The organism is Allobosea sp. 67-29 (assembly GCF_001898115.1).
GTDB lineage: Bacteria > Pseudomonadota > Alphaproteobacteria > Rhizobiales > Beijerinckiaceae > Allobosea.
The window spans coordinates 120884-133361 of record NZ_MKSQ01000008.1; the positions used below are offsets into that span (position 1 = coordinate 120884).

Annotated in this window: 9 protein-coding genes; 3 read left to right on the plus strand and 6 right to left on the minus strand. The window is 68.1% G+C overall.

Annotated elements, in window-relative coordinates; translation table 11 throughout:
- Positions 1-179: 179 nt before the first annotated feature.
- Both BGO20_RS07180 and BGO20_RS07185 read right to left on the minus strand, forming a co-directional pair.
- Positions 180-1433, minus strand: a complete 1254-nt coding sequence (locus BGO20_RS07180) for an MATE family efflux transporter (RefSeq protein WP_291661092.1) — start codon at positions 1431-1433, stop codon at positions 180-182.
- Positions 1430-2569 (minus strand): glycosyltransferase family 4 protein, encoded by a 1140-nt coding sequence (locus BGO20_RS07185; RefSeq protein ID WP_291661093.1) that lies wholly within the window; start codon positions 2567-2569, stop codon positions 1430-1432. Before BGO20_RS07185 ends, BGO20_RS07180 begins: the two co-directional genes overlap by 4 nt.
- Positions 2570-2738: 169 nt before the next feature.
- Between BGO20_RS07185 and BGO20_RS07190 the strand changes: the two genes are divergently transcribed.
- Positions 2739-3911: a DUF1972 domain-containing protein gene (locus BGO20_RS07190; RefSeq protein WP_291661094.1), complete on the plus strand. Its 1173-nt coding sequence runs from the start codon at positions 2739-2741 to the stop codon at positions 3909-3911.
- Complete coding sequence (locus BGO20_RS07195) at positions 3908-5146, plus strand: glycoside hydrolase family 5 protein (protein ID WP_291661096.1); 1239 nt, start codon at positions 3908-3910, stop codon at positions 5144-5146. Before BGO20_RS07190 ends, BGO20_RS07195 begins: the two co-directional genes overlap by 4 nt.
- On the opposite strand, the gene BGO20_RS07200 is transcribed toward BGO20_RS07195, so the two are convergent.
- Both BGO20_RS07200 and BGO20_RS07205 read right to left on the minus strand, forming a co-directional pair.
- On the minus strand, positions 5088-6431 hold the full coding sequence (locus BGO20_RS07200; RefSeq protein WP_291661097.1) for a VpsF family polysaccharide biosynthesis protein: 1344 nt from the start codon (positions 6429-6431) through the stop codon (positions 5088-5090). The genes BGO20_RS07195 and BGO20_RS07200 overlap by 59 nt on opposite strands.
- Positions 6431-8572 carry a GumC family protein gene (locus BGO20_RS07205; protein ID WP_291661099.1) on the minus strand — a complete coding sequence of 714 codons (2142 nt, stop codon included), beginning with the start codon at positions 8570-8572 and terminating at the stop codon, positions 6431-6433. Before BGO20_RS07205 ends, BGO20_RS07200 begins: the two co-directional genes overlap by 1 nt.
- 398 nt (positions 8573-8970) lie before the next feature.
- Between BGO20_RS07205 and BGO20_RS07210 the strand changes: the two genes are divergently transcribed.
- Complete coding sequence (locus tag BGO20_RS07210; RefSeq protein WP_362889215.1) at positions 8971-10296, plus strand: glucosamine inositolphosphorylceramide transferase family protein; 1326 nt, start codon at positions 8971-8973, stop codon at positions 10294-10296.
- Here BGO20_RS07210 and BGO20_RS07215 read toward each other — a convergent pair.
- Both BGO20_RS07215 and BGO20_RS07220 read right to left on the minus strand, forming a co-directional pair.
- Entirely contained in the window at positions 10217-11383 is a 1167-nt protein-coding gene (locus BGO20_RS07215; RefSeq protein ID WP_291661103.1) for a GNAT family N-acetyltransferase, read from the minus strand. The two genes, BGO20_RS07210 and BGO20_RS07215, sit on opposite strands and share 80 nt — an antisense overlap.
- A complete protein-coding gene (locus tag BGO20_RS07220; protein ID WP_291661104.1) occupies positions 11380-12375 on the minus strand; it encodes a sterol desaturase family protein in 996 nt (331 codons plus the stop codon). Before BGO20_RS07220 ends, BGO20_RS07215 begins: the two co-directional genes overlap by 4 nt.
- Positions 12376-12478: the final 103 nt, after the last annotated feature.

The following is a 12478-nucleotide window of genomic DNA, read 5'->3' on the forward strand; positions in this document are numbered from 1 at the left end:
CTTGAAGGGGACAGGGAGTACCGGCAGGTCGTCGCCTGATTTCGTCTGCGACTGCGGCCTTCTCGCCCCGCTCAACTTGGCCCTGTCGGAAGGACATGCCCGACAGCGTCCCTGGCGTCGCGAGTTGGGAGATGTCGAGTTCGCATTCCCTTATCGCACGCTCCTGCCGAGCTTGCCGTTCAGCCGCCGCGCTCCTCCCGCTCGGCGGCCTTCTGCCGCGGCCTGACGATCGCCCACGAGCCGATCAGCACGACGACTTCCGACAGCGCGCCGCCCAGCAGCGCCCATGAGGATGGTACGGTCAGCAGCAGCGCGAGCACCATCAGCATGCCGAGGACGGCAGCAATGGCCGACAGGATCGCGATCGAGCGATAATCCTGGGCGATCTCGAGCCAGACGCGTGGCATGACGTAAAGCATCGGCAGGCCCCCCACCACCCAGGCCATCAGCGAGACATGGAAGAAGCCGGTGTCGCCGAGGCTGTCCGGCCGGATGAAGGGAAGTGCGATCATCACCGCCAGACCGTAGAGGACGCCGAGAACCGCCAGAAGCGGCGGCCAGTGGCGCAGCAGCCGCCCGATCCTGGCAAATTGTCGCCGCGCCATCAGCGCCGTCATTTCGGGGTGCATCATGTTGGCGAAGGCGGTCGAAACGATCCGCAGCGGAACGAAGTTCACGAGCGCGGCGGCGATCGGGGCATAGGCCGCCGGGCCGGCGATCGCTGCGACGAGCAGCGCCATGCCCTGGCCCTGCAGATTGGTGATGGTGACGCTGAGCAGCGACCATTTGAGATCGCGCCAGAGCCGCCTGTAGCGGCGCCAGAGATGAGCCCCCGCACCGAGCCGGACGGGGCGGCGCCCGAGCACCAGCATCGCCGCGATGCCGAGCGCGTTGGCGAGCGTCATGATGAGAAAGGTGTGCTGCAGGATGTGGGTATCGTCCCAGACGACCCAGGCGGTTCCGGCCGCGCCGCTCAAGGTGAAGAGCAGATCGCTGGCGCTGACCAGCATCTGCCGGTTGCGGGCGAAGAAGACCATCCGGATATGGGCACGCAGGGCCCAGAGCGCGACGAACGCCCCCCCGCTCACGGCGCCCTCGTCGAGCCAGCCTTCGAGCACGATCGCCACAACCACGCCGAAGAGCGCCGAAAGCAGTGCGGCCGCCGTCCCGAAGGACACTTCGTAGGCGTTGGCCGCCCCGGTCCTGCGGCTGCCCGCGATACAGATGCTGGCGGGCAGGGCCGTCAGCGCACGGATATAGGTCAGGCCGATGCCGCCGGCCACCATGGCCAGCGCGAAGATGCCGTAGTCCCGGGCCGAAACGGAGTGAAGCAGGACGAGGTTGAGCGCGAGATGGAAGGCGCTCTGCATCGCCTCGCCACCGACCATCACGGTGAGGCGCAGGATCAGCCGCCGCAGGGCGTAGAAGTTCATCGGCGCGCGGCTCGATTGCGGGCAAGCTGCTCGCCGGCCAGGCTGCCGATGGCGCGCGCCACGGCGTCGCCGCTGAACAGCGCCGCGAAGCGCTTCCGCCCGGCGGCCGCCATGGCGGGAAGTTCCTCCGGCGCGAGGATGGCGCGGGAAAGCGCGCGGGACAGGGCTTCGGCATCGCCTGGTGGCAGAAGCCGGCCGGTCACCCCGTCCTCCACGACCTCCTGCAACCCGCCGATGGCCGAGGCCAGCGGCGGTCGCCCGAACGCCATCGCCTCAATCGCGACACGTCCCAGCGATTCCGGCCGGCGCGACGGCACGACGACGATGTCCGCCCAGCGGTAGAGCGGCGACGGGTCGTCGACGAAGGGCTCGACCCGGACCCGGTCGCCGAGGCCGGCGGTGGTGACTGCATCGTGCAGGGCGCGCTCGAGATCGGGATCTTCGAAGGCGCTGCCGACGATCCGCACCTCGACGCGCTCGCGCAGCTCGGGGGCGAGCGCGGCGACGGCCGCAAGCAGGACCTCCTGCCCCTTGATGCGGTTGATGCGGCCGAGCATTAGCACCCGCAACGGCCGGCTGCCGTCATAATCCGCGGGCGACCAGTCCGACGGACCCGCGACGCCGTTGTAGATGACCGAGGATTCGTAGCCGGGCGGCAGCGGGAAAGCCTGCTTCGTCGCCTGGGAGTTGAAGATCAGCCGCGTGCGCCCCCAGAGGACGAGGCGGCGCAGCAGGGCGCGGGTCGCTCCTTCCGGGATCTCGTGGATGTGGTGAATCGCCTTGCCGGGGAAGAACCGGGCGGCCAGCGTGTGGTCCACGATCACCGATGTGTTGATGTAGACGAGGTCGGAACGCCGCAGGCGCCGCGCCGCGCGCAGCACGGCGAGAGGCAGCGCGACCGGTGCGGCCGCCAGCAGCTTCGGCAGATTCCTGCGGCGCAGCACCCAGAGAGGCTCGATGACGACGCGGCTGGCCGTGCCCTGCAGCAGGCTGAGAATCGGACCTCGCCGCGGCAGAACGACCTCGATCTCGGCATCCGGAAAGGCCTGCCGCAGGGCCGCGACGCTTTCAGCAAAACTGCGATCCGAACCGTAGAGTTCGTATCCTTGGTGGATGCAGGCGATGCGAGGCGTCACGATCGGTCCCGTCTGGAAGCGCCGCCCTGCAGCTCGGACCGAGTCTGCAATGCTGGAAAGAGCGCCCTAACCATTCCCGCTAAAAGAAGAATAAAACGCTGGAATTCAAGGCAAGATTAAAGGCATCGGCGCTAGCTAGCATGCATTCGCGCCTCGACCGGACAAGATCATGCCTCATTCCTCCCCGTCGCTGCTGATTCTCGGAACGCGAGGGATTCCAGCCGCGCATGGCGGATTCGAGACCTTTGCCGAGAAGCTCGCCCTGTTCCTGGCGGGACGCGGCTGGCGGGTCGGCGTGTATTGCCAGGAGGAGGTGCCCGCCGTCACGCGGCGCTTCCGCAGCGAGACGTGGCGCGGAATCGAGCTCATCCACACCCAGGTCGCCTCGTCCGGTCCGCGCGCGACGCTCGAATTCGACTGGCACTGCGTGCGCGACGCGGCCCGCAGGCAGGCCGTGAGCCTCGTCCTCGGCTATAACGGCGCCGTCTTCCTGCCCTATCTCCGGCTGGCCGGCCGCAAGATCCTGACCAACATGGACGGCATCGAGTGGCGCAGGCCGAAATGGTCGCTGCCGGTCCGCGGCTGGTTCTGGGCCAATGAGTGGATCGCCGCCTGGTCCTCGAACCGCCTCGTGGCGGATCATCCTGTGATCGGCGACCATCTGGCGACGCGCCGCCCACGCAGCGCTACGGCTGTAATTCCGTATGGCGGCGAGCCGGTCGAGTCTGCGCCGGAGGCACCGCTGGCGGCACTCGGCCTGGACAGCGGCCGTTATCTGGTCTCGATCGCCAGGATCGAGCCCGACAACTCGATCCTGAGCCTCGTCGAATCGTTTTCGCGCAAGCCTCGCGGCCGCAAGCTGGTGGTGCTCGGCACGTTCTCGGAGGCGAACGCCTATCATCGCCAGGTCAAGTCCGCGGCCGGCCCCGAGGTGATCATGCCCGGCGCCATCTACGACGCCGAGATCGTCCAGGCGCTGCGCTTCCACGCGCGTGGATACATGCACGGCCACACCGTGGGCGGCACCAACCCGTCGCTCGTCGAGGCACTTTGGGCGGGCAATCCCGTCATCGCCCATGACAACCCCTACAACCGCTGGACCGCCGGCGCGGCCGGACTGTTCTTCAATGACGATTCAAGCTGCGAGGCCGCGATCGAAAGCCTGCTCGGCGACGACGGTCTCGCGGCCAGGCTGAAGGCGGCTGCCCTCGCCCGGGCGCAGAAGGCCTTCACCTGGCAAACGGTGCTCGAGGCCTATGAGCGCGAGGCACTCGCCCTGATGGACCGCGTTCCGAGGCCGGCCATGCAGCCCACCGGGGTGGTCAGCAACAAGCCGCGATGAGGCTCAGCCGCCGCGCCTTCATCGCCGCAACCGGCGCCGCACTCGGCCATGGGACGGCGGCGATGGCGGCACAGCCACTCCTGCTGCGGCGCGGCATCAACCTGTGGCCCTGGTTCTCGTTGACGCGAGAGCATCCGGCTCCGCGGACTGACTACGACTGGCCCCCCTTTCAGCTCGACCGGCCGGTTCCCTCGGCGCGCGACCTGGCGCTGCTGCGCCGGGCAGGCTTCGATTTCGTGCGGCTTCCGGTCGATCCCGGCCCGTTCCTGGCAGCGCCCTTGTCGCTGCGGGCGGCGCTGCTCGACCAGCTCACCGCCGCAGTGACGCTCGCTCGGAGGCAGGGACTCGCGGTCGTCGTGAACCTGCACGCCAACGCCGCCACGCATCACTGGACCCCGGAACGCCTGTTCCGGGGTACGGGCGCGCCGGGTTTTCCCGCCTATCGCGACCTGGTCGAGGAGGTCTCCGGCCGTCTCAACCGGCTCGGACCGCAAGACCTCGCCTTCGAGCCGGTCAACGAACCGCCGCAATCCTGCGGCGCCGCCGAATGGGCCGACGTCCAGCGGCAGTTGCTGGCGGCGGCCCGCGGCGTGGCACCGGGGCTGACGCTGCTGGCGACCGGAGCCTGCGGCAGCATGATCGCCGGTCTCCCGTCCTTGCGGACCCGCCCGCTTGCCGCCTTCGAACCGTTGCTCTTCACCTTCCACTTCTACGAACCCTACGTCTTCTCGCATCAGGGCGCGCGCTGGATGAGCGAGCCGTTCTATCCGGTGCTGAACGCGGTCCCCTGGCCGGCTGCGCAGGGCGACCTCGCCACGACGCTGGCATCGGTCCGCGCCCGGATGAGCGCGCTCGGCCAGCCGCCGCAAGGCAGCGGAGCCGCGACCTACCGGGAAGCGGAGCGCGTCCTGAAGCAATATTTCGAGGCGCAGCCCGCGCGCCCGTTCATCGAAGGCTATCTGCGGCAGGTCGCGGAGTGGGCGCGGCGGGAAGACATCGCGCCGGGGCGCATCCTGATGGGCGAGTTCGGCGCCTTGCGGTCCGGTGCGGGCGTCGCCGCGGCCGGCGCGGCCGATCGCGCGCGCTATGTCCGCGACGTCCGCGAGAGCGCCGAAGCGCTCGGCTTTTCATGGGCCTTCTGGAACCTGTTCGACAGCATGGGCCTGATGGACGATCTCAGCCGGCGGCTCGACCCGGCCATGGTCGCCGCGCTGGGGTTGAAGATGCCCGCGTGACGCGACCGGCCCGGCTCCCGAGCGGGTAGAGACACAGCACCACCATGATGAACTTGGCGACCAGCGTCGTCTTGGTCGCGATGCTTTCCGAGCCGTTGAGGAGGATGACCCAGACGAGCATCGGCAACCACACGCCGCGGCGCCCGCGGCCCAGTTCATACATGAAGAGGCCGAAGGCCAGCGTGACAAGCGCCGTGACGATCGCGCCCTGGTACAGGGTCATGCGGATGAAGGGATTCTCGATGCCCCATTCCAGGCCGTTGATGCGACGCAGCGTATCGACGAGCTCGGTGTCGGGGCCAATGACGAGATCGCCGAGCGAGAACATCGCCAGAAGATCGAACATCTCCTTGCGCGCATTGGCGCTGCCGCCGTCCGAGACGAACCGGCCGATCACGTCGTTGAAGAAGCCGAGCTCCGCCAGCCCGCCGATGGCCACCGGCACGGCGGCGATCATGAGGCAGCCGATCGCGGCGGCGATGAGCGATATCCGGTTCCTGCGCAGCAGCCCGAGGAGGGCCCCGGCGCCATAGACGAGACCGAAAAGCAAGGAGGTCAGCAGCGCGGTGCGTCCACCGAACACCACCAGCGCCGCGCCCTGCAGGGCGATGAGACAGCCCCTTGTCGCGGGCGCCATCGAGCGGGCGCCGCTGATCAGCGCCATCAGATAGCAGGCGGTGATCATCGCATTGGCCAGCGGGTGCCCGTGGAGCGCCGTGGAGCGCGTATCGGTCTCGAAGGCGACGCCGTCGAAGCGGTAGGGAAAGACCCTGACCTGCGTCACGAATTCGAAAAGCGCCAGCAGGGCGTTGAGCGTCATGGTGGCGTGCAGGATGCGGGTCAACGTCGCCATGGCCTCGTCGTCGGCATCGACCATGAGCAGCATCAGCAGCCCCGCCGCGACATAGGTGTCCACCATGCCACCGATGCCGGGGCCATCCCGCAGGATCGTCACCAGGATCACGCCTATGGTGACCACCAGCATCAGCAGCGTCGCCGGCCTTGCGCTGGCGAGATGGATGCCGCGGCTGACCGGGTCACCGCCGGCGACCAGGCTCCAGCCGAAGAGCAGGACCAGCATGTAGGTCGATGGATGGATCTTGGTCGCGGCCGATCCCGCCAGCCCGTCGTAATTGTAGCCGACCAGCCAAAGCATGCCGCCCGACACGCAGAACAGCACGAGGATGCAGGCGAAGAGGCCGAAGCGCGTGATGCCGTCGAGACGGGCCCAGGCCGGCGCCGGGCGCGGCCGCAGCGTCCGGTCGCCGAGGCCGGCGGCGTGCATCAGCCGCGCCCGCCGGGCTCGACGAGAATCGTGGCCGTAACCGCCCGTCCCATGATGCGGGCTGCCTCGACCGCCTTGGCGACATCCGCGAGGCGCGTCTCGTGAAGCTGCGCGACCAGGACGATCTCCTCGGCCATGCCGACCAGCGGTGCGATGGTGACGTTCGTCGTCAGGGCTCCGGCATCGGCGATGACGACATCGAAATGCCGGCTGGCATCGGCCAGCATCCGCATGGCGAAGGAGCGCCCGAGCGCCTTCTGGGGCGGCGCCTTGCGGCGGCCTCCCGACATCAGCGCGACGTCCTTCCCGCCCTCGAACTGGATCGCTTCGTCCAGGCTGCTTTCGCCGCGCAGGATGTCCATCAGTCCCCTCCCGGCGTCCTGTTGCCCCCGTTCGACATTGGCGTCGATCAGCAGCACGCGCTCGCCCTGCCGGATCGCCGCAGCGGCGAGCAGGTCGGTGACGCGCTCGCGCTCGCTGTCGCCCGAAGAGGCGGAGGTGACCAGCAGGCTGCGCGCGGCGGTCGCCGAGGCCGGGCCGCTGTTGAAGAGCCTGAGCAGCGCGAGGCCGGCGTCGGCTTCGGCGTTGCCGGCGCTGGCCCCGGATCCGCCGAGGTTCCAGCGCCTGCGCGCCGGCGTCGGCTTGCCCGACGGCAGCACGGCGATGACCGGCGCGCCGATCATCGCCTCGGCTTGTGCCGGCGACAGAAGACGAGGCACTGCGTATTCCCGCAGCAGCGCCAGCCCCATGCCGAGCCCGAGCCCGAGCGCCGCCGCAGCAGCAGCGAGCAGCCCGGTCGGCGGCCAGCTCGGCTGCAGCGGCGGCTGCGCCAGGCTGATGATGCGGGCGTTGGTGGTGTCGAGACTGGCCTGCTCGCGCGTTTCCTGGGCGCGGAGCAGGAAGTTCGCGTAGACGGCCTTGACCGCGTCGAGATCGCGCTGGAGTTCGCGCAGGCGCACGGACGCCTTGTCGGCACCCTGCGTCTGCCGCGTCAGCGCCTCGAGCTTGTCGGAGAGCAGCTTCTCGTTGCCCAGCGCGCGCTCGTAGTCGGTCCTGACGGACTGGGCGACGCGTTCGATCTCGACCGCAATCATGCGGCGCAGATGGGCGACCTGGTTCTGGACCGCGCCGATGGCAGGATGCCGCGGGCCGAACTGGCTCTGCAGGTCGGCCTCGCGCTGAATGAGCGTCGCCTCCTGCTCGCGCAACCGGCCGATGACGGAGGATTGCACGGCCTCCGACGAGGTGCCGGCGAGGCCGCCGCGAGCCCGCTGCTGCGCGAGCTGCTCGACCTGCGATTTCAGCGCGGCGGTGCGCGCCTGGGCGATGGACAGCTGGTTGCTGATCTCGCTGAGCTGCTGATCGCTGATCAAGCGACCGGATGCGGCGACGAGGTTGTGCTCGGCGCGGTAGCGCTCGACCGCGTTCTCTGCCGCTTCGACGCGCTTGCGCTGCTCGTCGAGACGGGCCGTCAGAGCCTCGGAGGCCTCCGTCGCGGCACGGCTGCGCGAATCGGCCTGGTCGGCCAGGTAGGCCTCGGCGATCGCATTGGCGAGCTTCGCCGATTTTCCGGCCTCCTTCGTCGTCACGGCAACATCGACCACGAAGACCTTGTCGGCGCGCTTGACCGAGACCCTGCGACGAAGATTGGCCAGGGTCCGCGCCTCGGCCGGCGTCAGCGAGCCGTCCGTCGTCGGCGGATCGGCCACGACCCTGCCGAGCAGACGCGACAACAGTCCCGCGCCGTTGAATTCGGAATCCTCCGCCAGCCTCGTCGCGCGGATTGCGCGGATCAGGACGCCGCCGGACTGGATGACGCTGGTCTGGCTCTCGATCTGCGCCAGCCCGCCATCGGGCGAGACGGTGCTGGGATTGACGTCGTTGTTGACGACGTTGCGATCACGCGGGTCGATCAGAATCTGGGTGGACGCAGTGTACAGCGGCGAGGTCGCCAGCCCGTAGGCCAGCGCAAGCCCGGTCAGCAGGCCGGCAACCGCCAGGATCATGGCGCGCCGATGCCAGAGGATCCGCCATAGCTCGGAGATCTCGACCGCGCCGTCGGGGCGGCGGCGATAAGTCTCCGGCGGAGGCGGCTGTACCGTTTCCTCCGGTCCTTGAGCGATCGCAGCCAGGCTCGCCATTCCCCTACTCGACACGACGCAACTGAAATACGGGGCTCGTCAGCCGCCAAAACCGACGCCACAATGCCACGGAGTTCTTAACAAGTGCTCAGGCACTCGCGGCCCACCGCGTTCGGCTCCGCCGACGGGCTAACCAAATCGCAATGCGAGCATGACATCACAACGACAGCTCCTGCGCGCGGCGCTGGAACCGTGACCGGGCTTCAGGCATGAAATTGACGCTGACTATCGGTGCCTCCCCGCTTCGGCGATGGCATCTCGACCTGATCGACCGACTCCGGAAGATACCGGGGCTCGATCCTTCGATCGATGGAGCGGGCCGGCAGGGCACACAGCCGCAGCGCCTTTCCGATATGCCGGGCGCGGACCAAGCGCGCTCCCATCCGGCTCAGAGCCACTTGTTCACCACCGTCGCCGTGTCGAACGGCGTTCGGCAACTCGAGGCGTCGTCCGCTCCCGCCGACCTGGTTCTGGCTCTCGACGACGCGCCATCGGGCACAGCCTCGCGGAACTGGCGCCTGCTCTTCGACGGCCAGCCGGGCGAGGCCGCCCTCCTCGCGGCTGCCGCCGCGGGCAGGATGCCGCTGGTCGAGATCATGGCCGGCGACGTCCTCGTCGCCGCCGGGCGCCCGGGCAGCGAAAACAACCGCGCGCCACAAGCGATGCTCGACGACCTCCTGAGCCGCATGATCACCCTGATCGTCGCGGCGGTGCAGGGAAGCAGCCTGCGCGTGCCGGCCCTGCCTCCTGCCGCAGCGCCGCCCCCTGCCCCGCCCGCAGGCCTGGCACGGTCGATGCTGAAGGCCGCGGTGTCGACGGCGGCCGACAGATTCTATCGCCGCTGGTTCCACGCTCCGCACTGGCGGGTCGGATGGCGCAGGCTCGACGGACCGGATCTTTTCGAACTTCAGCGCCATCCCGCTTCGGGATGGCGCGTCCTCCCCGACGATGGCAGCCGCTTCTATGCCGATCCCTTCCCGGTCGAGCGTCGAGGCCGGGTCACCCTCTTCGTCGAGGACTTCGTCCATGCCGCCGGCAAGGGCATCATCTCGGCAGTGGAATTCGGACCGGACGGTCCGTTGGGGACGCCCGAACCCGTGCTCGAACAACCGGGGCATCTCTCCTACCCGTTCGTCTTCGAGCGGGACGGCGAGGTCTGGATGATTCCCGAGAGCTGCAGCGCCGGTCGCATCGACCTGTTCCGGGCGACCGCGTTTCCGAGCGGATGGGTTCGGGAGGCGACGCTGGTCGACGACATCGTCGCCAGCGACGCGACGCTGATCGAGCACGACGGTCTCTGGTGGCTGTTCGCGACGGTGCAGGACCGTGGCGGCTCCTATTCGGACACGCTGCATCTCTGGTCGGCGCCGGATTTTCGCGGCCCCTGGACGCCACATCGCGCCAATCCGGTCCTGATCGATATCGCTTCGGCCCGCCCCGCCGGGCGGATGGTCCTGCGCGGGGGCTCGCTCCTGCGCCCGGTTCAGGACTGTCGCAACGGTTATGGAAAGGCGCTCGGGATCGCGCGGGTCACCCGTCTCGACAACGAGGGATTCTCTCAGGAGATCGAGACGATCCTCGGGCCTGGGCAACTCTGGCCCGGGCGCCGGCTGCATAGCCTCAACAGTGCCGGCGGGCTCGAATTCATCGATGGCTCCGCGCTGGCGCTACGGCCTCTGCGAGTTCCTCGGCCGGAGGCTGCGAAGGCGCGTTCCGCGACCTGAGCGCGTGGCCGGCGCCGTCAGCCAGCAGCGCCAGGCGACCCAGCAGCGTCCGCGCACCGACAAAGGATCCCAGCGTCTCTGAGCGCGTCGCGAAACGCCGCTTGAAGTCCTCGCCGCCACAGAGGAAGTCGACCATTCGCAGCCCATGGTCGATCGACCACTGGATATAGTCCATCATCAGCACCATGCCCGGGGAGCCACGCTCGAACTCCGGATCATAGGTCGTGACGAAGGCCATCATCCTGTCGCGCTGAACGAGGTTGATCGAGACGGCCACGACGTCACCGGCACATTCGAGCACGAAGACGTGGAGAATGCCGAGGCGCGCCATCTCCTCCACCAACGCCGGCAGCGCATGCGAGCCCTCATCGAAGAGGTCGGAGGCGTGGCCATGGCGCTCCAGCCATTTGCGCTTGAGTGCGGCAACGCGCGCCAGGACCGGCTGCAGCGGCTCGTCCGGCTCCATCAGGCGAAACCGAAGCTCCCCGGTTTCCTCCATGAACTTGCGGCCGCGCCGGTAGTTCTGCCGCGTCTTCTTGGACTGCTGCTCGAACCATTGCGAACCGCTGCTCCAGGGGCCGGCGACGCGATAGTTGATTTCGCTGCGATGGTTGGGGCGCAAGCCGATCGCCGCGCCCGGCGTCGCAAGAAGCTCGCGCGCCGCGGCGTCCGGCAGAAGGCGGTTCAGATAGGCCATGTCGAAGCTGCCCTGGCGAGCGATCTCGCGCCAGAGTGCTGCGGCAGCATCGCGTTTCCAGCCGGGCAAGGCGAGCAGGTCGCCATAGTCGCTATGATCCTTGGCGGCCCATTCGAGAATGCGGACCCCCCGGCGCCGGTTGACCGCAAACGGCATGACGGTTTCGAGCACCTCGCCATTCCAGACCAGGCCGATCAGAAGGTTGCGCCGCTCCCGGCCCGAGGTGGTCCGCCACCAGGCCGAAATCCAGCCATGACTCTGGAAGACCAGGCCATCCGCCTCCCGCCACAGGGCGTTCCAGGCGGGCGCAATCGCGGCCAGCCTCTCCTCGGAGGTGACGATCTCGAGCCTCCGCCCGTCAGCCGTGGCGAGTCGCGCCGCGACGCTCATCGCGGCACATCCTCGGCTTCCGCGCGCTTGGCCGGCGCCGGGGTGAGGCCAATCCGGCGGCGGATCTGGCGCCACATGCGCTTCAGCGGCATCACATAGAGGCCCGAGAGCGACTGGTAGTCCCGGACGCCGCGCTCCATCAGGCCGAACTTGAAGTCCTCGTCGGGCTTGGGCACGCAAAGCGTGCCGAAGAAGCGGTCCCAGAACGAGAACAGCAGGCCGAAATTCTTGTCGTAGTGGCGCGGATCGACGCTGTGGTGCAGCTGATGCCAGTGCGGGCACAGGATCAGGTTGTTGAGCGGCCCGAACGAGATCTTGAAATGCGTATGCCTGACAAAATCCATCATCAGGATGTTGCGCATGACGTAGACGTTGACGCCGAAGACGGTGAGCTCAACCAGGTTGAGCGAGACCAGCGACCAGACGCCGAAGCAGATCCCGGGAATGACGCCGTCCCAGGCACGGTTCATCAGCTCGTCCAGCGGATGCACGCGATCCTTGGTGATGCCCACCATCACCTCGGCGGAATGATGGACCTTATGCAGCTCCCACAGGATCGGATAGCGATGCTGCGCGACGTGGTAGAGATAGTAGGAGATGTCGTAGGCCAGCAGCATCGTGACGGTGAAGATCACGGTGGTGATCGGGCCGGCGGGACCAGGAATCAGCGGCGGATCGATCTGGAAGATCGTCGCCAGGAGCTTGTTGGTCGCGTAGCCCACTGCGACGACGAAAGTGATCCCGGCCGGCAGCATCAGGAACGGCATGATCGCCTTGCGCGTCACCCAGAACAGCAGGTCGGCCTTGGCCGAGGGGTGGGTGATGATTTCGTTGGGGAAGACGAAGTCGAAGAATTCGCGGAAGCTCTTCTGCTCGGCGGTGCGCCAATAGGCGACGAGAGCGCTGACCAGCGCCGTCAGCAGCAGCAAGCCCGTCGTCAGCAGGCTCGCCGCCGAAACCTTGTCGAGGACCTTGCCAACGAATTCGATCATTCTCTCGAGCCATCCGCAAACGAGCGACGAACCAAGTCTCGCCCCGAAAGCGGGCATGCCGTTCGGGGCTTCGTCAAAACCTCGGATTGCCGAGAGGCAGGGC

Excerpts from the sequence above, each read along its gene's own strand:
- BGO20_RS07180 (WP_291661092.1), bottom strand. The coding sequence starts at position 1,433 with ATGAACTTCTACGCCCTGCGGCGGCTGATCCTGCGCCTCACCGTGATG.
- BGO20_RS07195 (WP_291661096.1), top strand. The coding sequence starts at position 3,908 with ATGAGGCTCAGCCGCCGCGCCTTCATCGCCGCAACCGGCGCCGCACTC.
- BGO20_RS07200 (WP_291661097.1), bottom strand. The coding sequence starts at position 6,431 with ATGCACGCCGCCGGCCTCGGCGACCGGACGCTGCGGCCGCGCCCGGCG.
- BGO20_RS07215 (WP_291661103.1), bottom strand. The coding sequence starts at position 11,383 with ATGAGCGTCGCGGCGCGACTCGCCACGGCTGACGGGCGGAGGCTCGAG.
- BGO20_RS07190 (WP_291661094.1), top strand. The coding sequence starts at position 2,739 with ATGCCTCATTCCTCCCCGTCGCTGCTGATTCTCGGAACGCGAGGGATT.
- BGO20_RS07220 (WP_291661104.1), bottom strand. The coding sequence starts at position 12,375 with ATGATCGAATTCGTTGGCAAGGTCCTCGACAAGGTTTCGGCGGCGAGC.
- BGO20_RS07205 (WP_291661099.1), bottom strand. The coding sequence starts at position 8,572 with ATGGCGAGCCTGGCTGCGATCGCTCAAGGACCGGAGGAAACGGTACAG.